This window comes from Nocardioides sediminis, from assembly GCF_003047295.1.
Classification (GTDB): domain Bacteria; phylum Actinomycetota; class Actinomycetes; order Propionibacteriales; family Nocardioidaceae; genus Nocardioides; species Nocardioides sediminis.
The window spans coordinates 225,056-246,348 of sequence record NZ_PZYZ01000005.1; the positions used below are offsets into that span (position 1 = coordinate 225,056).

General features: G+C 72.7%; 23 protein-coding genes. 12 read left to right on the forward strand and 11 right to left on the reverse strand.

Annotated features, from left to right (window positions below):
* Window positions 1-84: 84 nt before the first annotated feature.
* Entirely contained in the window at window positions 85-1,425 is a 1,341-nt protein-coding gene (locus tag DAI17_RS13510) for an FAD-binding oxidoreductase (RefSeq protein WP_107773712.1), read from the forward strand.
* Between the two features lie 59 nt (window positions 1,426-1,484).
* On the opposite strand, the gene DAI17_RS13515 is transcribed toward DAI17_RS13510, so the two are convergent.
* The 5 genes from DAI17_RS13515 to DAI17_RS13535 form a co-directional block, all read right to left on the reverse strand.
* Window positions 1,485-1,679, reverse strand: coding sequence for a hypothetical protein (locus tag DAI17_RS13515; RefSeq protein ID WP_107773713.1), 195 nt, complete (start codon window positions 1,677-1,679; stop codon window positions 1,485-1,487).
* A 119-nt stretch (window positions 1,680-1,798) separates the two neighbouring features.
* Window positions 1,799-2,092: a hypothetical protein gene (locus DAI17_RS13520; protein WP_159081537.1), complete on the reverse strand. Its 294-nt coding sequence runs from the start codon at window positions 2,090-2,092 to the stop codon at window positions 1,799-1,801.
* The gene (locus DAI17_RS13525) at window positions 2,089-2,868 is read right to left on the reverse strand and encodes a serine hydrolase domain-containing protein (RefSeq protein WP_159081538.1); all 780 of its coding nucleotides are present in this window, start codon (window positions 2,866-2,868) and stop codon (window positions 2,089-2,091) included. The genes DAI17_RS13520 and DAI17_RS13525 overlap by 4 nt, the downstream gene beginning before the upstream one ends.
* A gap of 40 nt (window positions 2,869-2,908) precedes the next feature.
* Window positions 2,909-3,697, reverse strand: coding sequence for a membrane protein insertase YidC (gene yidC / locus DAI17_RS13530; RefSeq protein WP_107773716.1), 789 nt, complete (start codon window positions 3,695-3,697; stop codon window positions 2,909-2,911).
* A 57-nt stretch (window positions 3,698-3,754) separates the two neighbouring features.
* Window positions 3,755-4,057 carry a hypothetical protein gene (locus DAI17_RS13535; protein ID WP_107773717.1) on the reverse strand — a complete coding sequence of 101 codons (303 nt, stop codon included), beginning with the start codon at window positions 4,055-4,057 and terminating at the stop codon, window positions 3,755-3,757.
* A gap of 259 nt (window positions 4,058-4,316) precedes the next feature.
* Between DAI17_RS13535 and DAI17_RS21005 the strand changes: the two genes are divergently transcribed.
* A complete protein-coding gene (locus tag DAI17_RS21005; RefSeq protein WP_159081539.1) occupies window positions 4,317-4,724 on the forward strand; it encodes an ANTAR domain-containing protein in 408 nt (135 codons plus the stop codon).
* A gap of 90 nt (window positions 4,725-4,814) precedes the next feature.
* Window positions 4,815-5,741: a PAS domain S-box protein gene (locus tag DAI17_RS13545; protein ID WP_107773719.1), complete on the forward strand. Its 927-nt coding sequence runs from the start codon at window positions 4,815-4,817 to the stop codon at window positions 5,739-5,741.
* A 9-nt stretch (window positions 5,742-5,750) separates the two neighbouring features.
* Here DAI17_RS13545 and DAI17_RS13550 read toward each other — a convergent pair whose 3' ends face one another.
* Window positions 5,751-7,118, reverse strand: coding sequence for an NAD(P)-binding protein (locus tag DAI17_RS13550; protein ID WP_107773720.1), 1,368 nt, complete (start codon window positions 7,116-7,118; stop codon window positions 5,751-5,753).
* Between the two features lie 62 nt (window positions 7,119-7,180).
* On the opposite strand from DAI17_RS13550, the gene DAI17_RS13555 reads away from it, so the two are divergent.
* Window positions 7,181-8,002: a Rossmann-fold NAD(P)-binding domain-containing protein gene (locus DAI17_RS13555; RefSeq protein ID WP_107773721.1), complete on the forward strand. Its 822-nt coding sequence runs from the start codon at window positions 7,181-7,183 to the stop codon at window positions 8,000-8,002.
* Between the two features lie 16 nt (window positions 8,003-8,018).
* On the opposite strand, the gene DAI17_RS13560 is transcribed toward DAI17_RS13555, so the two are convergent.
* Together DAI17_RS13560 and DAI17_RS13565 are read right to left on the reverse strand one after the other, a co-directional pair.
* Window positions 8,019-8,342 carry a DUF1905 domain-containing protein gene (locus tag DAI17_RS13560; RefSeq protein WP_107773722.1) on the reverse strand — a complete coding sequence of 108 codons (324 nt, stop codon included), beginning with the start codon at window positions 8,340-8,342 and terminating at the stop codon, window positions 8,019-8,021.
* A gap of 32 nt (window positions 8,343-8,374) precedes the next feature.
* A complete protein-coding gene (locus DAI17_RS13565) occupies window positions 8,375-10,153 on the reverse strand; it encodes a sensor histidine kinase (protein WP_107773723.1) in 1,779 nt (592 codons plus the stop codon).
* A 119-nt stretch (window positions 10,154-10,272) separates the two neighbouring features.
* Between DAI17_RS13565 and DAI17_RS13570 the strand changes: the two genes are divergently transcribed.
* Window positions 10,273-11,412, forward strand: coding sequence for a CDP-glycerol glycerophosphotransferase family protein (locus DAI17_RS13570; RefSeq protein WP_107773724.1), 1,140 nt, complete (start codon window positions 10,273-10,275; stop codon window positions 11,410-11,412).
* A 123-nt stretch (window positions 11,413-11,535) separates the two neighbouring features.
* Window positions 11,536-11,994, forward strand: a complete 459-nt coding sequence (locus tag DAI17_RS13575; protein ID WP_159081540.1) for a hypothetical protein — start codon at window positions 11,536-11,538, stop codon at window positions 11,992-11,994.
* Window positions 11,995-12,000: 6 nt separating this feature from the next.
* Here the strand turns inward: DAI17_RS13575 and DAI17_RS13580 are convergent, their stop codons facing one another.
* On the reverse strand, window positions 12,001-12,912 hold the full coding sequence (locus DAI17_RS13580) for a LysR family transcriptional regulator (RefSeq protein ID WP_107773726.1): 912 nt from the start codon (window positions 12,910-12,912) through the stop codon (window positions 12,001-12,003).
* Between the two features lie 150 nt (window positions 12,913-13,062).
* Between DAI17_RS13580 and DAI17_RS13585 the strand changes: the two genes are divergently transcribed.
* The 5 genes from DAI17_RS13585 to DAI17_RS13605 are packed head-to-tail and all read left to right on the forward strand — an operon-like array spanning window position 13,063 to window position 17,860.
* Window positions 13,063-14,061 carry a Bug family tripartite tricarboxylate transporter substrate binding protein gene (locus tag DAI17_RS13585; RefSeq protein ID WP_107773727.1) on the forward strand — a complete coding sequence of 333 codons (999 nt, stop codon included), beginning with the start codon at window positions 13,063-13,065 and terminating at the stop codon, window positions 14,059-14,061.
* A gap of 55 nt (window positions 14,062-14,116) precedes the next feature.
* Window positions 14,117-14,653, forward strand: coding sequence for a tripartite tricarboxylate transporter TctB family protein (locus DAI17_RS13590; protein ID WP_107773728.1), 537 nt, complete (start codon window positions 14,117-14,119; stop codon window positions 14,651-14,653).
* 12 nt (window positions 14,654-14,665) lie between these two features.
* On the forward strand, window positions 14,666-16,186 hold the full coding sequence (locus DAI17_RS13595; protein WP_107773729.1) for a tripartite tricarboxylate transporter permease: 1,521 nt from the start codon (window positions 14,666-14,668) through the stop codon (window positions 16,184-16,186).
* Between the two features lie 10 nt (window positions 16,187-16,196).
* Window positions 16,197-16,598 carry a universal stress protein gene (locus tag DAI17_RS13600; protein WP_107773730.1) on the forward strand — a complete coding sequence of 134 codons (402 nt, stop codon included), beginning with the start codon at window positions 16,197-16,199 and terminating at the stop codon, window positions 16,596-16,598.
* Entirely contained in the window at window positions 16,595-17,860 is a 1,266-nt protein-coding gene (locus tag DAI17_RS13605; protein WP_107773731.1) for a glucarate dehydratase family protein, read from the forward strand. The genes DAI17_RS13600 and DAI17_RS13605 overlap by 4 nt, the downstream gene beginning before the upstream one ends.
* Window positions 17,861-18,146: 286 nt before the next feature.
* On the opposite strand, the gene DAI17_RS13610 is transcribed toward DAI17_RS13605, so the two are convergent.
* Both DAI17_RS13610 and DAI17_RS13615 read right to left on the reverse strand, forming a co-directional pair.
* Window positions 18,147-18,821 carry a FadR/GntR family transcriptional regulator gene (locus DAI17_RS13610; protein ID WP_107773826.1) on the reverse strand — a complete coding sequence of 225 codons (675 nt, stop codon included), beginning with the start codon at window positions 18,819-18,821 and terminating at the stop codon, window positions 18,147-18,149.
* 45 nt (window positions 18,822-18,866) lie between these two features.
* Window positions 18,867-19,985, reverse strand: coding sequence for an L-talarate/galactarate dehydratase (locus DAI17_RS13615; RefSeq protein WP_107773732.1), 1,119 nt, complete (start codon window positions 19,983-19,985; stop codon window positions 18,867-18,869).
* A 76-nt stretch (window positions 19,986-20,061) separates the two neighbouring features.
* Here DAI17_RS13615 and DAI17_RS13620 point away from each other — a divergent pair, with 76 nt between their 5' ends.
* The gene (locus tag DAI17_RS13620) at window positions 20,062-21,291 is read left to right on the forward strand and encodes an alpha-hydroxy acid oxidase (protein WP_107773733.1); all 1,230 of its coding nucleotides are present in this window, start codon (window positions 20,062-20,064) and stop codon (window positions 21,289-21,291) included.
* Window positions 21,292-21,293: the final 2 nt, after the last annotated feature.

The following is a 21,293-nucleotide window of genomic DNA, read 5'->3' on the forward strand; positions in this document are numbered from 1 at the left end:
GGTCAGCAGAGGTCCTTCGGCATCTTGTGTCCGTCTCAGACGCGAGAGGATCGTGGCTCCTGCGGGGGCCAGGAGGCATGGGCCATGACCACGTGGATCGGACCGGAGGACGCCGAGTACGACGAGCGGCGGGCGTTGTTCAACGCCATGATCGACAAGAGGCCGCGCCTCATCGCGACCTGCAGGACTCCCGAGGACGTCAGGGAGGCACTCGGACGAGCCGCCCACGACCTCCTCCCGGTGGCCGTGCGCTCCGGCGGCCACTCGGTGGCGGGACAGTCCACCAACGAGGACGGGCTGGTCGTCGACGTCCGGCCCATGAAGGACATCGTCATCGACCCGAAGGCCAGACGCGCCCGGGTCGGCGGCGGCTGCACCTGGGGCGAGCTTGACGCCGCCGCGCAGGAGCACGGGCTGGCCACCACCGGTGGGCGGGTGTCCACCACCGGCGTCGCCGGGCTCACGCTCGGCGGCGGCTCCGGCTGGCTGGAACGCCAGCACGGGCTCAGCTGCGACAACCTGCTGGCCGTCGAGCTGGTCACCGCCGACGGCCGCGAGGTCCGCGCCGACGACACCCAGCACCAGGACCTGCTCTGGGCCAGCAAGGGAGGTGGCGGCAACTTCGGAGTCGTGACCACCCTGGAGCTGCGGCTCCACCCCGTCGGGCCGACGATCCTCGGCGGGCTGATGGCCTGGCCCTTCGACCGGGCTTCCGAGGTGGCACGCGCCTTCCGGGACTGGGCGGACGACGCCCCCGACGAGCTCGGCCCCGGGCTGGTGGTCCTCACCGGGCCGCCGGAGGAGTTCATCCCGCCGCACCTTCAGGGACAGCCGCTGGTCGCGATCGCGCTCTGCTGGAACGGCGACATGGCGACCGGCGCGGACGTCGTACAGGTCATGCGCGACCTGTCGCCGGAGGTGGACCTGGTCGGACCGATGCCCTACGCCGGGCTCCAGTCGATGCTCGACGACCCGCCGGGGTTCCGCCAGTACTGGAGCGCCGACTACCACGACTCCTTCCCCGACGAGGCCATCGAGGTATTCCTCGACGGCGGCGCCCGCCGGCCCTCGCCGCTGACCCAGCACCTGCTGGTGCCGTGGGGAGGCGCGCTGGCGCGCACGGACGCGGACGCCACCCCGCTGGCCCAGCGCGCTGCGCGCTGGGTGAGCCATCCGTTCGCCACATGGGAGGACCCCGCCGACGACGACGCCAACATCGCCTGGGTGCGCGACTACCGGCGGGCCAACGCGCCGTTCACCACCGGCGGCGTCTACCTCAACTTCATCGGGGACGAGGGCGACGAGCGCATCAGGGCGGCCTTCGGCACCGAGAAGTACGACCGGCTGGCCAGGATCAAGGGGGAGCACGACCCCCACAACGTGTTCGCCGGAAACCAGAACATCCGCCCGATGGCGCCCGCCTGAGCACTCCGACAGCATGACCTGGACGACCCGCCTCCCGGCCGGGTTCGGTGGCTACCCGCTCATCCCCTGGATGCACTGGGCCAAGGGTCCCAGTTGGTCAGGGTCTCGACCGCCCACGCGATGCCTCGCCAGGCGGCCACGGTGAGAGCCGCGGTCGCGGCCACGGCGGCGAGCACGACCACCTCGTCCTCCGAGCGTCCGGTGCCGTCGCTGACGACGTGGACGACCTTGCGGAACCCACTGTTGCGGTTCACGGTCCGACCTCCTTGCGCGCGCCCCGGCCACTCGTGGTCCGGGCGGCTCACTCCCCCACGATGCCTCCCTCAGCGGGGCGGGCCCTCACCCTCCGCAGGTGAGATGACCCGGGGGGGCGTCACCTGTCGGCGACGACGGTCTCCCAGACGAGCTCGCCGCGGTCGTGGCCGCCGAGCGTCCTCGTCACGAAGGCGGCGCCGTAGCCCGCGCCGGGCTCACCCCAGGCGGAGCACCCGCCCGCTCCTCCCATGCCCAGCTCGGTGCGCCCGTCCTCGTCGCTGACCTGGAACCCCAGGGTCCAGGTGACGGGCCGGTCGAGCACCAGGTCGTGACCGGTGGCCGCGGGCTCGACGTACGCGCGCCACGTGTCATGGCCCAGGCGGTCGGCGACCCGGCCGTCGGGCCTGATCACGTCGTCGTGGAAGGCGGCCAGGGCACGCGCCGTCGCGTGCAGGGCCACCGCGGGGAACGCCGTGCCGCGGAAGCGGTCGGAGTTGAGCACCTCGGGATCGAGCAGTCCCGGCGGTCGGCCCAGCGCCGGCCCCCACCGCGGGTCGTCGAGGTAGCCCGACCGCCAGGTGCCGGTCGGGCTACCTCGACGAGGGTCGCGACGCGCGACAGGTCGCGCCCCTGGACGCGCAGGTGCAGGTCCCAGCCGGCGACTTCGGCGATCCGCGCGAACCTCTCGGCCAGGGGCTCGCCGGTGGCTCGGCGCAGCACCTCGTCGAGCAGGTGGCCGTAGGTGAGGGCGTGCTCGGCGACGGCGGCGCCGGGCGGGTGGACCGGAGCTGTTCGCGCGAGCAGGTCGACGAGCGTCTCGCGGTCGTCGTACTCGACCCCGAGGGCCTCCTCGGGGAAGACCGGCAGCCCCGCCTGGTGCGAGAGCAGGTGCCGCACCGTCGTGCCCTCCTTGCCGGCCTCGCCATACGCGGGCCAGACCGAGTCGACGGGCTGGTCCAGGCCGAGCTCGCCGTCGGCCACGGCGTCGAGCAGGGCGAGCGCGGCGAAGGGCTTGGCGATCGAGAACGTCATCACCAGGGTGTCGGACGTCCAGGGGTCCGTGCCGTCCCGGGTGCCGGCGCAGTGGTCGACCTCCACCACCCCGTCCCGGACCACCGCCACGGCAGCCCCGGACTCCCGACCCGAGGCGACGAGGTCGTCGAGGACCTGCGAGGGATGGAGGCTCACGCCGCTGACGATAGGCGCGCGCGCTCGCCGGCGCGCGGCATCACCGCCGCTGCGCGGCCAGCGTCCCCGGGGTCGGGAACCGGCGGCCCACGACCGCCGCCTGACCCATGGTCCAGCCCTGGCTGAACACCCAGTAGGCGATCAGCGCGAGCGGCACGACCCCGCCCGCGACCACCATGCCCACCGCGGAGAGCACCGGCATGAGCTGCTGCGCGCTGGCCATCGCCTCCGGCAGCCCGTCCACCACCGTGTTGGGCGCGACGAGGAAGCGCTGGGTCACGAAGGACATCGCCGCGGCGGTCAGCGCCAGCCCCGCGACCACGGCGAGGTGGGACGGCCCGGCACCGAGGTAGCCCCGGTCGGCCAGCGGCACCCCCATCAGCGTCGCGGCCCCCAGCGAGGCGACGAGGTCCGGGCCCATCGCCCCGACGGACGCGCCGTCGGCGAGGTCGGCGAGCAGGTGGTAGAGCGAGATCCAGATCGGCAGCTGCACGAGCAGCGGCAGGCACCCGAGCCGCGAGACCCCGTGCTCGGCGGAGATGCGCCGCCGCTCCTCCATCATCCGGCGCACGGTCTCGGGGTCCTTGCTCCCCCGGTGGCGCTCGGCAAGCTCCTTGAGGTGCGGACGGGCCCGGGCGGAGGCGTGCGCGAGGCGGACGCCGTGGACGACCAGGGGCAGCAGCGCGAGACGTACGACGACCACGACGGCCGCGATGGACAGCAACCAGGTCGCGCCGGCGGCGGGTTCGGCGCCGACGGCCGTCAGGCCGGCGTGGGCGGCCGCGACGACCGCGGCGAGGGCATGGGACAGCGGGTCGAGCAGGGACATGGCGGTACTCCTGGGGTGGTGTGGGTGAGGTCCGTGCGGCGTCGCCGGGGCGACGCGTCAGACCAGCCCAGGAGCGCGCGGGCGCAGGGGGCTCCGCGCGGTGTCGGTGACCCGCCCGGCGAGGTACGCCGGCACACGGTCCACGCCGCGCAGCGGCAGCGCCGGCGGGACCCGCACCACGGTCACCCGCGGCCGCTCGCGCTCGACGACCGCGGAGACGACCGCGGCCGCGACGGCGGCCAGCGCCGCCGAGGAGTGCGAGTCGACCAGCATCGACTGGGCGAGCAGGGCGCTCAGCCCGCCGACCACGAGGGCGAGCGCGAGTCGGAAACGGCTCGTCTCCCCGCCCGTCCCGCTCATGCGCTGGAGCGTACTCCGCGGACGGCGACCGTCCAGCCATAGCCGACCCGGGCCGGTCCCCACAAGGGCCGGAAGGACCTTGGTCGCCCTCGCCGGCGTTGCTACCTTCGGCACCAGCATCGTGTTCCCGCTCAGCCGGGAGCCCCACCCCAGACCTCGGTGGCCCGTACTGATCGACGGAGAGGGTGGCACATGCCTCCGACCCAGCGGACCCCTGCGCGCACGCCGTACCGCTTCCAGGCGATCGCGACCCCGACCCATGACTGACACCGTGTCGGACGTCGCCGTCGTCGAGCAGGCCAAGGGAGCGCTCATGCTCCGCTACGGAGTCGGCTCCTACGAGTCGCTCGGCGCCATGGTCGCCTGGGCGCGGGAGGCCGAGGTCACCCTGCACGAGGTCGCGCACGCCCTGGTCAAGGGCGTCTGCCAGGGACACGTCACGCCGGACACCCGGGCCATGGTCCGCTGGCTCGAGAAGCGCCTCCGCTCCGACATCGTCGAGGCGGGTGAGGACGCCGGGGAGGGGGACGGGGCGCGGCGCCGCAGCACGGTCGTGGGACACCTCCCGAACCAGGTCCCGCGACCACCGGCGACGGCCACCTCGACTGCACCGAGGTGGCGCTACACGTCCGCCGTGCATGCGGCCCGCGCCCTCGGCAGCTCCTGAGCCGGCGTCCGGGACGCCACGGGGGACGTCCCGGACGTCACTGCCTTTCGACCCTGATGTCGGGCGGTCCCGGCTCTGCACGATGGATGCATGACCGCAACCCACCACATCAGCGCCGCGGAGCAGCTCGACGCCATCGGCCAGGCGGTGATCACGACCGATCCCGGCGGCGTGGTCGTCTACTGGAACCCGGCCGCCGAGCGGCTCTACGGGTGGACTGCGCAGGAGGCGGTCGGCCGCAACATCGCCACGCTGGCGATCCCCGAGGTGGCCCAGGAGGTCGGTGCCGAGATCATGGCCGCGCTGCGGGACGGGACCGCGTGGTCGGGCGGGTTCCCGGTACGCCGCAAGGACGGCAGCCTGTTCCCCGCGCTGGTGACCGACGCGGGCATCTACCGCGACGGGAGCCTCGTGGGCATCGTCGGGGTCTCCACCAACCTCGGCTCCGCGCTCCGTCCGCTCCTGGAGCGCTCGACCGACGCGGCGCTGCTGCTGAGCAGCGACGCCGTGATCACCTACGCCAGCCCGGCGGTGGAGCTGCTGTTCGGCTGGGAGCAGGACACCCTGGTCGGCAGCTCCATCGTCCCGCTGCTGCACGAGGAGGACCGCCCCGACCTGGCCGTCCTGCTCGAGGACGTCGTCGCCCACCCGGGGGTCCACCCGCCCGCCGAGGTCCGGGTGCAGGCGTGGCACGACTGGCGGTGGGCGGAGATCGCCTTCACCAACCTGCTCGACGATCCCTCCGTGCGCGGCGTGGTGTGCAACATGCGTCCCAGCCCCGCCCGGGTGGTGCAGGAGCAGGCCGAGCTGCGGGCGCGGCAGCTCGAGACCGCCCTCCAGTCCAGGCTGGTGATCGAGCTCGCCAAGGGCTACCTCGTCGGCCGCGACGGGGTCACCCCCGACGACGCCTTCGCCTCGCTGCGCACCTATGCGCGCTCCCACCACCTGTCGATCCACGACGTGTGCCGACGGGTCGTGGAGGGCGAGGACCTCGTCGCGCCGCCGACGGTGACGTGAGCGTGTGTCTCACATCAGCTGCTCGAGGCGGGCCACGGCCGGCCCGGTGTGCGTCATGACCCGGGCCACGGCGTCGTCGAGCGCGGCGGACGGCTCCTGGTCGGGCCGGACGCGGGTGGGGTTGAGCGCCGTCGTGTCGGACCACTGCTTGATGTCCTTCTCGGAGATGAAGGACATGGTGGCGCGGGTGCCGCGGACGTTCATCTCGGCCCACTGCGCCATCGAGTCGCCGTAGTTGGACGGCGGGCACAGCCGGTTCTTCTCGTCGTCGTCGTCGCGGGTGGCCTCGACGTACCCGATGAGGGCCGCGCCGAAGCACGGGAAGCCGGCCCGGATCGGCTGGAGGGTGATGTCCTGCGGGCGCCACACCGGGACGAGGGGTGGGTACTTGAGGCCGTCGGCCGCACAGTGGACGACCAGGGCATCGTCCGCGATGCCGACCGTCCCGCCGGCGAGGGCGAGCTTGCCGCGGCTGACCGACTCGACGTGCCCGCGGCGTACGACGTCCTCGATGGTGCGCAGCTGGTCGAGCTCCCACGTCGCCAGCGTCGGCGTCTTGGCCATGGTCGGCATCACGGACCGGTCGATGCGGAGCATGATCCCGTGCTCCTCGAGCCGCAGGAACAGGTCCTCGAGCGAGGCCGCCTCGGCGGCCGACTGCATCAGGTCCGCCGCCATGCCCAGGAAGATCGGGAGGTCGGGCTGGATGAGCGCCCGGTTGAACATCCACGGCTCGCGCGGGCGCACCCAGCAGATCGCGTCCGGGTCCACGCCGCGACCCAGCAGCCAGACGCACGCGTCGGTGGCGGTCTTGCCCGCTCCCACGACGACGTACTGGCTGGGCGCCTCCTCGAGGCGCGCGAGGTCGTTGACCGGTAGGACACGGGCGCCGTCGCCGACGCCGAAGGGCGGCGGCTTCTCCGCGGGGATGCTCGGCGCGAGGTAGTGCGCGTTGACGATCCGGCAGCGGTCGGGCACCCGGACGGTCTCGCCGGAGATCCGGGAGGTGATGGTGCGGTCGCCGTCGTACTCGCTGTTGGGCAGGAGCTCGACCCGGCCCGTGTCGACGAGGCGGTCGAGCACCCGCGCGTAGTAGGCGACGATCTCGGCCTGGGTGGCGCGCTCCTGCAGGCCCTTCTCGGGGCCGCGCTCCTGCAGCCGGCCGCCGCCGAGGAGCGTCGAGGCGACGCCGTAGAACGCGGAGGACTGGTGCAGCCGGACGAACGGGTAGGCCTCGAGCCAGTGCCCGCCGGCTCCGTGGCGGCGGTCGACCAGCAGGACCCGGGCGTCGGAGTGGTCGACCAGGGCGTCCGTGAACGCCATCCCCGTGGCGCCGGCCCCCACCACGAGGTAGTCGGCGTCGACCGTGCGCGTCATGTGTCCACGGTGGCACTCCGACGGCGGCGCGTCCACGGGTCGGGCGGGCTAGCGTTCGGCGCATGACCTCGGACGTGCTGCTCGTCGGCTGTGGTGACCTCGGCTCGGCGGTCGGGCTGCGGCTGGCCGGGCTCGGGCACGACGTGCTCGCGCTGCGCCGCAACGCCGGGAGGGTGCCCGCCCCGCTGCGCGGGCTCTCCGTCGACCTCTCGCGGGAGGTGCCGGACCTCGCCGACCTCCGTGCCCGGTACGTCGTGGTCGCGCTCACCGCGCGGCCGCGGACCGAGGAGTCCTACCGGGCGACGTATGTCGAGGGGATGCGGCGCGCGCTCGACGCGCTCGCCGCGACGGGGACCGATCCGGAGCACGCCGTCCTGGTGTCCTCGACCGCGGTCCACGCGAGCCGGGACCTCCCGCCGCTCGAGGACGAGACGGCTCCCCCGCGTCCGTCCGACGGACCGGGCCGCGCGCTGGTGGAGGCCGAGGAGCTGTTCCACGACCGGCTGCCGGGCGGCACCGTGCTGCGGCTCTCGGGCCTGTACGGCGGGTCGAGCACGCGCCTGCTCGACATGGTGCGCGAGGGGCGGGTCACCGACCCGCACCGCTGGACCAACCGCATCCACCGCGAGGACGCCGCCGCGGCCGTCGTCCACCTGCTGACGCGCGCCGACGAGCCCGAGGGGCTCTACCTCGGGACCGACGACGAGCCCGCCCAGCTGGGCGAGGTGGCGGCGTACCTCGCCGCACGCCTGGGCGCCCCCGTGCCGCCGGCCGCCGACCCGGCCCGGGGCCACGGCAAGCGGCTCTCCAACGCCCGGCTGCGGGCGACGGGGTGGGCGCCGAGCCGCCCGAGCTACCGCGAGGGCTACGCCCAGGTGTGCTGAGGGGTCCGCGCGGGACTCAGGTCGCAGCGCCCGGATCGGCCCCGCGGTCGAGGTCGAGGACGACGTGGCAGGTGTCGCCGGCGTGCAGGCCCTCGGCGCGGCGCACCGCCTTCTTGAGGGGCAGGACGTAGCAACCGATCTTCGCGTCAGGGAACAACGAGGTGCGCCAGGTCGAGGAACCGACGGTCACGACGACCCGGACGCTGCCGAACCCCTCGGGTGGGCCGGCCTCGACCCTGATGTCGTCGGAGACGTCACCCGGCACGGTCAGGAAGTGCCAGGAACCGGGCTCGTCGGGCGAGTGCTCCCAGACCTCGGCGTCGAAGGCGTGCTCGGCCATGGGGAGATCGTGGCACGGCAGGGGCCGGCGCCTCAGCCCCCGAGGGGGAGGGTGACGGTGACCGTCGTGCCCTCGCCGAGCCCGGAGTCGACCGCGATGCGACCGCCGTGGCGCCGGACGATCCGGTCGACGATGACCAGGCCCAGGCCGCTGCCGGGGCGGGCCAGCGCCTCGGGGTTGCTGGAGCGGAAGAACTCGCGGAACAGCTCGCGCTGGTCGGACTCGGAGATGCCCAGCCCGCGATCGGTGACCCGGAGCGTCGCGTGCTCGCCGTCGGCGGCCAGGTCGACGGTCACCGAGCCGCCCTCGTCGGAGTACTTCACAGCGTTGCTCACCAGGTTGGCCAGCATCCGGTGCAGCTCGTCGGGGTGGCCGGCCACGCGGACCGGGACGGCCGGCAGCCCGGTGCCGATCGTCACCGAGCGGGCCGCCGCGGCATGGGCGCACTCGTCCTGCACGTCCTTCACGACCCGGTCCAGGTCGACCGGCTCGGGGTGGAACCCGGCTGCGGGGTCGGAGACGTGCGCCGCGGTGAGCAGGTCGTCGATGACCCCCTCGATGCGCCGGGCGCCGCGCACCGCCGACTCCACCGACCGGCGGCCGCGGTCGGTGAGGTCCTCGTCCTCGAGGAGCTCGAGGTTGCCGACGACGGAGGTGAGCGGGTTGCGCAGCTCGTGGGCGACCGTGCTGACGAGCCCGGCGCGGTAGCCGTCGAGCTCGCGCAGCCGGTCGACGACCGCACGCTCCTGGTCGCGCTGGCGGGCGTTGGCCACCGCCCGGCCGAGGTCGCGGCCGATGTCGAGCGCGGCGTCGTACTCCACCTGCGTCCAGACCGGGTCGTCGGAGACCCGGGAGAGCGCCAGGAACCCGAGGCACTCCAGGCCCGCGCCCAGCGGGACGAAGAGGATCGAGCCGATGTGGATGCCGTCGAGGAAGTCGAGCATCGCGCGGGCGTCCTCGGGCTCCAGGCCGGGGTGCTCGCTGCGGCCGACGGAGAAGTGCGCGACGTACTGGTCGGCCCAGTAGCGGTGCGCGAGGTCGAACAGCACGTCGTCGAACGCGTCCAGCACGGGACGGTCCTGTCCGCCCTCGGCGAACCACGTGCTCGACGTGCTGCCGTCGGTCTCGAAGGCCGAGAGCCACATGCCGACCGCGTCGAAGGAGGAGACCACCGCGGCGCGGCAGGCCTCGATCACCCGCTCCAGCGACGGCTCGCCCATCGCCCGGCGCACCATCTCGCGCGCCTCGGTCGCCATCCGCACGCGCTCGCCGAGCTCCTCGCGGTCGAGGGCGAGGATGACCGAGCTGCGGGCCACCTCGGCGTACCTCGCCAGGACCTCGCGCTGCTGCGGACCGGGACGCCGGCCGTCCACCGGCGCGTCGACGGTGAGCAGGCCGCGGAGCTCACCGTCCGCGTCGAACAGCGGGGCGGCCAGCAGGTCGAGCGGGTGCCAGCCGTCGGGGCCACTGACCGGCTGGAGGTCTGGGACGTGGCTGTAGTCGAGGACCTCCTCGCCGACGCGGTCGTGCGGGACGAAGCGCAGGTCGCCCCACTCGTCGGCCTTCTGCAGCTCCTTCTCCAGCACCTCGACCGGGAGCCGAGTGCCGACCATGTCGGCGAGCTCGGCCCCGGACGCGGCGACCAGCTCGAGGGAGTCGCCGCGACGCACGCTGATCGCCGACCGGGCGAAACCGGCCAGCGCGGCCGCGCCCTCGGCGAGCACCTGCAGGGAGGCGCGCGTCGGCGCGTCGGACCACGAGTCCTCGACGCCCGTGCCGCGCGCACGGGAGTGCACCACACCGACTCCCATCCAGCGTCGATCCCTCGACACGTCCGCCTTCGACGGCCCAGCATAGTGAGCAGTCCTCAGACATGCTCCAGAATCTGTCAAGACGTCCATGACGACTTCTGGAGAACTAGAATCTGGGCGTGAACGACGTCCACGTCATCGCCTACTACGCCGACGACCCCACGCGCAGCTACCAGCTGGTCCAGTGGCTGGAGGTGCTCGAGGTGCTCGACGACCTCCACCCGGTGGGCGTCGTCGTGCGGGACGCGGACGTCGCGGCACTGCTCGCGGAACGGACGACGCTGCCGGTCCTGCTCGCGCCGAGCTTCCCCGAGCTCACCGAGCTGTACGACGCGCTCGACGCCAAGCTGGTGCTCTACTGCAACAACTCGATCCTCAACTTCCAGTCGCTGATCGACGGACGCATGCTGCACGCCCACATCAACCACGGCGAGAGTGACAAGCAGTCCATGGCGAGCAACAACGCCAAGGCCTACGACCGCGTCCTCGTCGCCGGCGAGGCCGCGGTGCAACGCCACGTCGACGGACTCCTCGACTTCGACACCAGCCGCCTGGTGCGGATCGGCCGGCCGCAGCTCGACCTGCGCCCGGAGCCGCTGCTCGCGCCGAGCACGCGTCGCACCGTCCTCTACGCCCCCACCTGGGAGGGCGACGCCGGCTACAACGACTACACCTCCCTCGACACGATCGGGACCCGGATCGCGGCCGCGATCCTCGCGGTCCCCGACGTGCGGTTGGTCTACAAGCCGCACCCCAAGGTGACGACCAGCCTCACGCCGGCGGTGCAGGAGGCGCACCTGGCCATCCTGGACATGATCGCGACGGCGGCCGAGCGCGAGGCCGACGCCGGCCACACCGCGGTGCTGCGCGGCGACATCCTGGCCGTGATGCCGGACTGCGACGCGATGGTGACCGACGTGTCCTCGGTGGGCCTGGACTGGCTCTACCTGCGCACCGAGGCCCCGATCCTGATCACCGACCGCCACCAGGACCCCGAGCGCTTCCACGCCGACGTGCCGGTCAGCCGGTGCGCCGACGTCATCGACGAGTCGACCGTGGACGGGCTGGCCGACCTGCTCGCCGACCGTCTGGTCCACGACGAGCACCACCTCGCCCGGCAGGCGATGCGGCACCACTACTTCGACGACATCCAGGTCGGCGACAGCACCCACCGCTTCCTGGAGTCGGTCACCGAGCTGGTCACCCTGCGCGACCGACTGGTCGAGCGCCGGCTGCACGGCGACGCGATCACCGCCTGAGCCGGCCCGACGTCATCCGGGCCGCGCCGGTCCAGTCCGGTGCCACCCCCACGGTCACCGGATGTGGGGACGTGCGTCCGGAACCCGGACGACTCGGCCCCCGAGTGCCCCACCATCACGATCGTGACGACGCCGGCCGCCCCGTTCCCCATCGAGGTGTCCGTCGCGCCGACCGTTCGGGGCAGGTGGTGGCGCAGCGGGTGGCCGCCGCTGCTCCTGGCCCTGGCCTGCGCCGGGGCCTACGCCGTGTTCTTCGCGCTCCCCTACTACGTCAACGACCTCGACCGGTTCCCGCTCGCCGAGCTCGCCACCGCCGCCCCGGACCCGCGCGAGGCGTGGCCCCACGACCAGGGGCCGTCGTGGGACGCGTTCCGGACGGGCGCGATGGCGACCTTCCTGCTCGACCCGGCGGTCGCGCTCGCCACCTTGGCGTGGGCCGGGCTGCGGACCCGGCAGGGCATCGCCGCCGGCGACCTGCGGCGCACCGGCCCGGCGCTGGTGGCCGCGGCGATCGCGCTCGGCACCCTGGCGTGGGTGCTCTCTCCGTTCGGCCGGGCGCTGATGGGCTGGTCCCTCGGCTGAGGGGCGCTACTCCGCGACGCGGGTGAGCACGTCGAGCACGCGTCGCACGACGGGCGTCACGGACTCCCGCGACCACACGGCGTACAGCTCGACGGGGCGCTCGGGGTCGGCGTCGAGCTGGGTGTCGCCGCCACCGTGGGCGAGGTCCTTGAAGACCACGCCCTCGACGTGCAGCGACGTGGCCGACGCGGGGGCCAGCGCGAGGCCGCGGTCGGCGGCCACGAGGAGCATCGCGGTGAGCACCTGGTGGACGCGCTGCTCGATGCGAGGGTGGGCGTTGGCCAGGAAGCGCACCGACAGCTCGTGGAAGTAGCGCGACTGCTGCGGGTGGTAGCCGATGACGGGCTGGCCCTCGAAGTCGTGCGGCGTCAGCGGCCGGTCGAGCGCGGCCAGCGGGTGGTCGGCGGGCACGACGGCCATCAGCGGCTCGCGCTGGATCACCCGCGACGACAGCAGCGAGGTGTCGAACGGCGGGCGGGCCAGGCCGATGTCGAGCTCGCCGCGGCGGATGCCGTCGACCTGGGCGAGCGTGACACGCTCGGAGAGCAGCACCTCGACGTCGGGCAGCTCGGCGGTCAGCCGGCGCAGCAGCGGGCCGAGGACGGAGATCGCCGAGACTGCGGTGAAGCCGAGGCGTACGACGCCCGCGACCCCGGCGTCCACGCGGCGGGCCAGGTCGCCCGCGCCCTCCACGAGGTTGAGCAGCCGGTAGGCCTCGTCCAGGAACGCGGCGCCGGCGCCGGTGAGGGCGACGCGGCGGTTGTCGCGCTCGAGCAGCTGGGCGCCGACCGCCTTCTCCAGCTTCTGGATCTGGCGCGAGAGCGGGGGCTGGGTCATCTGGAGCCGCTCGGCGGCCCGGCCGAAGTGCAGCTCCTCGGCGACTGCGACGAAGGAGCGGACCTGGTCGAGCGTGATCACCGCCCCAGACTAGTCGACGATGCGCGCCGCATATCATTCCATGCCGAATCGGGCTTGGACGGGCATCGACGCGCCTACCTAGTGTCGGTGATCACATCAAGTCGGAGGGTCGCACCGCGGCACCTCACCAGCGCAACCAAGGAGCACAGCATGCGCAAGCAGACCCTCAGCCTCGTGGCCATCGCGTCAGGCGCGGCCATCGCCCTGTCCGCCTGTGGCGGCGTAGCCACCTCGACCGGTGGTGGCGACGGCGAGGAGTACCCCTCGGGCTCGGTCGAGATGTACGTCGGTGCCTCCGCCGGCGGCTCCAGCGACCTGATCAGCCGCGCGGTCTCCACCGGCCTCTCCGAGGAGCTCGGCGAGCAGTTCCCGGTCATCAACCGCGAGGGCGCCAACGGCGCACTGGCCGCGAGCGAGGTCAAGTCGGCCGACAACGACGGCTCGGTCATCTCGATCCAGAACGCGTCCCTCTTCGCCATCACCCCGCTCGCGGTCGCCGAGGACGAGGTCACCAGCATCGACGACTTCGACGTGGTGGGCGGCGTCTCCCGCGACGACTACGTCCTGGTCACCAACTCCGACAACGGCTGGACCTCCATCGACGACCTCAAGAAGGAGGACCGTCGCATCACCTACGGCACCACCGGTGTCGGGACGGGCGCGCAGCTCTCCTGTGCCCTGACCTACGAGGTCGGCGAGATCCAGTCCGAGGCCGTGCCCTTCGACGGCGGCGCTCCCGCGCTGACTGCGCTCCTCGGCAACCAGGTCGACACCGCCTGCCTGCAGACCGGTGAGGCGATCGAGAACATCGAGAACGGCAAGCTCACCGCCCTCTCGGTCTACGCGCCCGAGCGCATCGACTTCCTCCCCGACGTGCCCACCGCGTCCGAGCAGGGCACCGACGTCGAGGTCTACCAGTACCGCTTCATGACGACCCCCAAGGACACCCCGCAGGACGTCAAGGACACGATCTGGGACGCCATGCAGGCCACCTTCGAGACCGAGGACTACCAGGCCTTCAACGAGCAGAACAGCCTGACCCCGCTCGAGGTGTCCGGCGATGAGATCGTCGAGATGCTGAAGTCCGACCAGGAGCGCTACGCCTCCCTCGTCGAGGAGTACGACATCGACCTCGGCGACGCCAGCTGACCCCACCCGGTCGGCAGCACCAGCACCACACCACCAGCAGAGCAGAAGGACGACGATGAGCGACGAGCGCACCGCACGAGGTGGCCCCGACATCCTCGACGAGATCGAGGCCGAGGTGGCCGAGACCCTCTCGGAGGACGACCTGCCGCCGGGCGGCCCGGTCTACCAGACCGTCGGTGCGCTCGTCGCTCTCGCCATCGGGATCGCCGGCCTGGTCCTGGCCCTGGACTACGGGCTCGACGGCCTGCGCCGCCCCGGCCCCGGCCTGTGGCCCTTCGTGATGTCGCTGGTCATCACGGTGCTCTCGCTCGTCCTGCTCGTGGTGGGGCGCAGGCTCGAGGACAGCGTCTCCTTCAGCCGCTCGAGCCTGCTCCCCGCGGTCGGCGTGCTCACCTTCATCGGTCTGGGTGTGCTCATGCCGCTGATCGGGTTCGAGATCCCGTCGCTGGTCCTGTGCGTCATCTGGCTGCGCTTCCTGGGCGGTGAGTCCTGGCGCAGCACCGTGCTCGTCTCGGTCGGCACGGTGGCCGTCTTCTACGTCCTGTTCCTCTACGGGCTCAGCATCCCGCTGCCCCACCTGCTGGCCTTCTGAGAGGACACCGCCATGGATGCATTCCTCAACGGCTTCGCCGTCGTCGCCCAGCCCGACACCCTGCTCTACTGCCTGATCGGCGTCCTCATCGGCATGCTGATCGGCGTGCTGCCCGGCCTGGGCCCCGCCGCCACCATGGCGATCCTGCTGCCGATCGTCGTCTCGATCGGTGACCCGATCTCGGGCGTCGTGATGATGGCCGGCGTCTACTACGGCGCGCAGTACGGCGGCACCATCACCTCGGTCCTCCTGCGCCTGCCGGGCGAGGCCTCGTCGGTGGTGACCGTCTTCGACGGCTTCGCCCTCGCCAAGCAGGGCAAGGCCGGCACCGCGCTGGGCATCGCCGCGATCGGCAGCTTCGTCGGCGCCACCGTCTCCATCATCCTGCTCAGCCTCAGCGCGCCGCTCGTCGCGGGCTGGGCGGTGGACTTCGGTCCGCCGGAGTACGCCGCCCTGGCCCTGCTCGGCGTCCTGCTGGTCTCCACCATCGGCAGCGGCCACCCGATCAAGGCCCTCATCGCCGCCTCGATCGGCCTGCTGCTGGCCACCGTCGGCCGCGACCAGTTCAGCGGCGCGGAGCGCTACACGTTCGGGAGCCTCGAGCTCAGCCAGGGCATCGACTTCGTCGTCGTGGCCATGGGTCTCTTCGGTGTCAGCGAGATCCTGCACAACCTCGAGGAGCGGCACGGCAAGCCCCACGTGCCGGCGACCGTCGCCGACATCTGGCCCTCGCGCGCGGACCTCAAGGTCGCCGCCCCCGCCATCGGCCGCGGCACCGGCATCGGCTTCTTCCTCGGCGTGCTGCCCGGCGGCGGTGCGGTGATGTCGTCGCTGGCGGCGTACGCCACCGAGAAGCGCATCTCCAAGACCCCCGAGGAGTTCGGCCGCGGCTCGATCAAGGGCGTCGCCGCTCCCGAGACCGCGAACAACGCCGCCGCCACGTCGTCCTTCATCCCGCTGCTCACCCTCGGCATCCCGGCCAACGCGTCGATGGCGATGCTCTTCGCCGCATTGCTGGTCCTGGGCATCACCCCGAGCCCGGCGCTGGTCGACGAGAACCCGGACCTGTTCTGGGGCGTGGTCAACTCGATGTACGTCGGCAACGTGATCCTGCTGCTGCTGAGCATCCCGCTGGTCGGCATCTTCGTCCGGATCCTCCGGGTCCGCCCGGCGATCCTCGCCCCGATCACGGCCCTGATCACGATCCTCGGCGCCTACACGCTCAACAACTCCACGTTCGACGTCTTCTTGATGATCGCCTTCGGCGTCATCGGCTACCTGATGAAGAAGGGCGGCTTCGAGCCCGGTCCGATGGTGCTCGCCTTCGTCCTCGGCGCGATCCTGGAGAACAACGTCCGCCGCTCGCTGATCATCTACGACGGCGACCCGACCGGGTTCGTCAAGGACCCCATCTCCGGCACCATCCTCGCCGCCTTCGTCCTCGTCGCCGCGTGGCCGGTCGCCAAGACGCTGCTGGACCGCCGGCGAGCCCCAGCCACCACCACCCCCGACCGCGACCACGCAGGAGTCTGAGGAGACCGCGATGACCATCCTGATCGGATACGTCCCCACCCCCGTCGGCGAGGCGGCCCTCGAGGCCGGGATCGCGGAGGCCGCGGCCCACGGCGACGACGTCGTCATCCTCAACAGCCCGCGCCGCGGCAGCACCGTCGACGCCGACCTGGTGGGCGACGAGGCCGAGGCACGCATCGTCGCGGCGGCCGCCGAGCACGGCGTCACCGCCGCGGTCGACCACGCCGACCACGGCTCGGACATCCTCGAGGCGTTCTCCGCCGTGATCGGGCGCACCGGCGCCCGGATGGTCGTCATCGGCCTGCGCCGCCGCTCCCCGGTGGGCAAGCTGGTCATGGGCAGCGACGCGCAGCGTCTGCTGCTCGAGCTCGACGTGCCCGTGCTGGCGGTCAAGCCCGCCCGCCGCGCATGAGCACGAGCTGCATCTCCCGGGTCGTCGTCACCCCGGTCGCGTTCGCCGACCCGCCGCTGCTCAACGTCGTCGGGGTCCACCAGCCGTGGGCGCTGCGCGCGATCGTCGAGGTGCACACCGACTCCGGCCTGCTCGGCCTCGGCGAGACGTACGCCGACGAGGCACACCTCGCGCGGCTCTCGGCGGTGGCCTCCGCGCTGCCCGGCCTGGACCCGTTCGACCTCGCCGCGGTGCGGCGTACGGTCGTCGACGTGCTCGGCCGGGAGACCGGCGGCGCGGGCGCGTCGTTCGGCGGCATGCTCGACGTGAGGTCCGCCGTCGACACCGTCCACTCCCCCTTCGAGGTCGCGTGCATCGACCTCCAGGGGCAGGAGTCCGGGCGGTCGGTCAGCGAGGTCCTCGGCGGCCGGGTGCGCGACCGGGTGCCGTTCAGCGGCTACCTGTTCTACAAGTGGGCCGGCCACCCCGGCGCCCCCGACGACGAGTGGGGCGAGGCGCTGACGCCGTCGCAGCTGGTCGACCAGGCGCACCGGATGGTCGACGGATGGGGCTTCGGCTCGCTCAAGCTCAAGGGCGGCGTGCTGCCGCCGGAGCAGGAGTGCGACGCGATCGAGGCGCTGCGCGACGCCTTCCCCGACCTGCCGCTGCGCCTCGACCCCAACGGGGCGTGGACGGTCGAGACCTCGCTGAAGGTCGCGTCGCGCCTGGCCGGGGTCGTGGAGTACCTCGAGGACCCCACCCCCGGCATCGACGGGATGGCGGCCGTGTCCGCCGGCACCGACGTGCCGCTCGCGACCAACATGTGCGTGATCGCGCTGGAGCACCTGCCGCCCGCGATCGCGAAGGACGCCGTGCAGATCGTGCTGTCCGACCACCACCTGTGGGGCGGCCTGCGCCGCTCGCAGCTGCTCGCCGGGATCACCGAGACCTGGGGCCTGGGGCTGTCGATGCACAGCAACTCCCACCTCGGGATCTCGCTGGCCGCGATGACGCACCTCGCCGCGGCGTCGCCGACGCTGACCTACGCGTGCGACACGCACTACCCGTGGAAGACCCAGGACATCGTCAAGCCGGGCGTGCTCTCGTTCGTCGACGGCGCGCTGTCGGTGCCCACCGGGCCGGGGCTCGGCGTCGAGCTCGACCGGGACATGCTCGGGGTGCTGCACGAGCAGTACCTCTCCTGCGGCGTCCGCCGGCGCGAGGACACCGTCTACATGCGGTCGATCCAGCCGGACTTCGAGGTCAACACCTCCCGCTGGTGACGTGAGAGGGCACTTTCGTACCGCTGGGACCCGCCGACCGGGCACTCCATGACCGCTGGGACGTGCCGACCGGGCAGTTCCTGACCGCTGGGACGTGCGTCGTACGACGGACGGCTGGGGAACCAGCCCGGCCGCGGCGAGGCGCCGTACGCCGATCTCGTTCCGCAGCGCCGGCGGCACCCGGAGGTTACGTACACGAAAGTGCCCGGTCGCCACGATCCAGCGCGACGAAAGTGCCCCGTCGCCACGATCCAGCGCGACGAAAGTGCCCGGTCGGCCCGGCCGGTCAGGAGGACAGGCGGCGGCGGGTGTTGCCGAGGTGCAGGCGCATGGCGGCGCGGGCGGTCTCGACGTCGCCGGCCAGGACCGCGGCGGCGATGTTCTCGTGCTCGCGCTGGACGCGCTGGACGTGGGTGGCGTCGGTCATCGTGTACTCCTCGCCGAGCCGGGTGCGTGGGAGCATGATCATCATCGGCCCGAGCGAGTCGAGCAGGTCGACGTAGAAGCGGTTGTCGGTGGCCGCGGCGATCGCCCGGTGGAAGGCGAAGTCGGCCTCCACCGCGCCCGCGTGCCCGGCGGCGACGAAGTCGGCCATCGCGTCGGAGATCGGCGCGGCCGACGCGGGCGTCACCCGGGCCGCCGCCAGCGCGGCCGCCTCGGTCTCGACCCCGATCCGGAAGTCGACCATCGCCAGCACGTCGTGGTGGCTGCGGATCGCCGAGGTCTCGAGGGTGAACGACGACGGCTCGGGCACCGCGAGCACGAACGACCCGCGTCCCTGGAAGGTCTCGACCAGCCCCTCGGCCTGGAGGCGGGACACCGCCTCCCGCACCACGGTGCGGGAGACGGCGTACTCCGCGATGAGCTCGGCCTCCGACGGCAGCTTGGCGCCGGGGCCGAGCTCGCCGCTCAGGATCTTCTCCTTGAGCCCGGCGACGACGTGCTGCGGGCGGGTCCTCATGGGCGGCATCATGCCGGGTCCAACCGGTCGACGGTCGGCCGGACGTCAGGCGCCGAACGTCGCGGTGTCCTCGGTGTACGTGCGCATCTGCTCCGAGAGCGTGAAGCCGAGGCCGGGGCGCTGCGGCACGTGGATCTGGCCGCCCCTGATCTCGATGCGCTCCTCGAAGAGCGGGTTGAGCCACTCGAAGTGCTCGACCCACGGCTCGGCGGGGTACGTCGCGGCGAGGTGCAGGTGGATCTCCATCGCGTAGTGGGGCGCGAGGTCGAGGCGGTGGTGGGCGGCGAGGGTGGCGAACTTGAGGAACGGCGTGATGCCGCCGATGCGCGGGGCGTCGGGCTGCACGATGCCGCGGTAGCCGGCGTCGACCAGACCCATGTGCTCGGCGACCGAGGTCAGCATCTCGCCGGTGGCGATGGGGGTGTCGAAGGTCTGCGACAGGTCGGCGTGGCCGACGTGGTCCCAGGCGTCGAGCGGCTCCTCGATCCAGACGAGGTCGAACTGCTCGAGCTCGCGGCACATCCGCCGGGCGCGGGCGCGGTCCCACTGCTGGTTGGCGTCGACCATCAGCGGCCCGTCGCCGAGGTGCTCGCGCAGCGCGGCGACGCGGCGCAGGTCCTCGCGCCAGTCGGGCTGGCCGACCTTGATCTTGATGCCGCCGATGCCGGACTCGATCGAGGCGGTCGCCTTCTCCTTGATCTCCTCGACCGAGGCCTGGAGGAAGCCGCCGGAGGTGTTGTAGACGCGGCAGGAGTCGCGGTGCGCGCCGAGCAGCTTGGCCAGCGGCAGGCCGGCGCGGCGGGCCTTGAGGTCGTAGAGCGCGACGTCGAGGGCGGCGACGGCCTGGGTGGCGACACCGGACCGGCCGACCGAGGCGCCCGCCCACATCAGCGACTCGTAGATCTTGGCGATGTCGTTGGGGTCCTGCCCGATCGCGACGTCCAGCACCTCCTTGAGGTGGGCGTACTGCGCCTTGCCGCCCGCACGCTTGGAGTAGCTGAACCCCATGCCCTCGAGCCCCTGCTCCGTGGTCAGCTCGACGAAGAGCATCACCGTCTCGGTCAGCGGCTTCTGGCGGCCGGTGAGCACCTTGGCGTCGCTGACCGGGTTGGGCAGCGGCAGCACGACGTGGGAGAGCTTGATGCTGCGGATCGAGTCGGACATCGGGGGTTCCTCCGGGGTGGGGCAACTTGTATGATGAGTCGAGAACTTATCCGATGAGTGAGGGGCTGTCCAGAGCATGACGACGCACCGACGGATCCCGAGGTGGGCCGACCTGGCCCCGTTCCTCGTCACCCGGCCCTGGTCGCGGGACCCCGTCGTACGACGCCTCGCCCACTGCGTGTGCGTCGACGACCTGGCCCGCGAGGCGCGCCGCCGGGTGCCGCGTGCGGTGATGGACTACGTCGAGACCGGCGCCGAGAGCGAGCGCACGATGCGCCGCAACCGTGCGGCGTACGACGCCCTGGAGCTGCGGCCCTCGACGTTCGAGACCGTGGGCGAGCCGGACACCTCGACCACGATCCTCGGCCGGCCGGCGAGCGCACCGATCGTGCTCGCGCCGACGGGCTACACCCGCCTGTCCCACCACGAGGGCGAGCGCGCCGCCGCCGCGTCCGCCGAGGCCGCGGGCCTGCCCTACACCCTCTCGACCTACGCCACGACCTCGATCCCGGACCTCGCGGAGGCGGCGCCGGGCGGCCGCAACTGGTTCCAGCTCTACCTGATGAGGGACCGCGACGTCAGCCTCGAGCACGTCCGGCAGGCGCGGGCGGCGGGTTACGAGGCGGCGGTGCTCACCGTCGACACCGCCCTGAGCGGCGCGAAGTGGCAGGACCGGCGCAACGGCTTCTCCATCCCGCCGGCGCTGACGCTGCGGACCTTCGCCGACATGGCCCGGCGGCCGAGGTGGGTGGGCGACATCCTGACCACCGAGCCGCTGCGGTTCGCGACGTTCCCCGAGGGCTCGCACTACGCGCGCTGGGGGATGTCCAACACCCTGCGCGAGCAGGCCGTGCGGCCGGCCGACGTCACGTGGCTCAAGGAGCAGTGGCAAGGTCCGGTCGTGGTCAAGGGGGTGCTGACCGTGGCCGATGCCGTGACCGCCGTCGACGCCGGCGCGGACGCGGTCGTGCTGTCCAACCACGGCGGCCGCCAGCTCGACCGGGCGCCGGTGCCGCTCGAGGTGCTTCCCGAGGTGGTCGCCGCGGTCGGCGACCGCGCCGAGGTGATGGTCGACTCCGGGATCCGCACCGGGTCGGACGTCGCCGCGGCGCTCGCCCTGGGCGCGAGCTCGGTGATGGTGGGGCGCGCCTACCTCTACGGCCTCATGGTCGGCGGCCGGCGCGGCGTCGACGCCGCCCTCGGGTTCCTCACCGCCGAGCTCGCGCACACCATGGCCCTGCTCGGCGCGGCGACCGTCGCCGACCTGCGCCCCGAGCACGTGGCGCTGGGCCGGCCGGCCCGGTGAGG

Excerpts from the sequence above, each read along its gene's own strand:
- DAI17_RS13510 (WP_107773712.1), top strand. The coding sequence starts at position 85 with ATGACCACGTGGATCGGACCGGAGGACGCCGAGTACGACGAGCGGCGG.
- yidC (WP_107773716.1), bottom strand. The coding sequence starts at position 3,697 with ATGTCCCTGCTCGACCCGCTGTCCCATGCCCTCGCCGCGGTCGTCGCG.
- DAI17_RS13535 (WP_107773717.1), bottom strand. The coding sequence starts at position 4,057 with ATGAGCGGGACGGGCGGGGAGACGAGCCGTTTCCGACTCGCGCTCGCC.
- DAI17_RS21005 (WP_159081539.1), top strand. The coding sequence starts at position 4,317 with ATGACTGACACCGTGTCGGACGTCGCCGTCGTCGAGCAGGCCAAGGGA.
- DAI17_RS13545 (WP_107773719.1), top strand. The coding sequence starts at position 4,815 with ATGACCGCAACCCACCACATCAGCGCCGCGGAGCAGCTCGACGCCATC.
- DAI17_RS13550 (WP_107773720.1), bottom strand. The coding sequence starts at position 7,118 with ATGACGCGCACGGTCGACGCCGACTACCTCGTGGTGGGGGCCGGCGCC.
- DAI17_RS13555 (WP_107773721.1), top strand. The coding sequence starts at position 7,181 with ATGACCTCGGACGTGCTGCTCGTCGGCTGTGGTGACCTCGGCTCGGCG.
- DAI17_RS13560 (WP_107773722.1), bottom strand. The coding sequence starts at position 8,342 with ATGGCCGAGCACGCCTTCGACGCCGAGGTCTGGGAGCACTCGCCCGAC.
- DAI17_RS13565 (WP_107773723.1), bottom strand. The coding sequence starts at position 10,153 with ATGGGAGTCGGTGTGGTGCACTCCCGTGCGCGCGGCACGGGCGTCGAG.
- DAI17_RS13585 (WP_107773727.1), top strand. The coding sequence starts at position 13,063 with ATGCGCAAGCAGACCCTCAGCCTCGTGGCCATCGCGTCAGGCGCGGCC.
- DAI17_RS13590 (WP_107773728.1), top strand. The coding sequence starts at position 14,117 with ATGAGCGACGAGCGCACCGCACGAGGTGGCCCCGACATCCTCGACGAG.
- DAI17_RS13595 (WP_107773729.1), top strand. The coding sequence starts at position 14,666 with ATGGATGCATTCCTCAACGGCTTCGCCGTCGTCGCCCAGCCCGACACC.
- DAI17_RS13600 (WP_107773730.1), top strand. The coding sequence starts at position 16,197 with ATGACCATCCTGATCGGATACGTCCCCACCCCCGTCGGCGAGGCGGCC.
- DAI17_RS13605 (WP_107773731.1), top strand. The coding sequence starts at position 16,595 with ATGAGCACGAGCTGCATCTCCCGGGTCGTCGTCACCCCGGTCGCGTTC.
- DAI17_RS13610 (WP_107773826.1), bottom strand. The coding sequence starts at position 18,821 with ATGAGGACCCGCCCGCAGCACGTCGTCGCCGGGCTCAAGGAGAAGATC.
- DAI17_RS13615 (WP_107773732.1), bottom strand. The coding sequence starts at position 19,985 with ATGTCCGACTCGATCCGCAGCATCAAGCTCTCCCACGTCGTGCTGCCG.
- DAI17_RS13620 (WP_107773733.1), top strand. The coding sequence starts at position 20,062 with ATGACGACGCACCGACGGATCCCGAGGTGGGCCGACCTGGCCCCGTTC.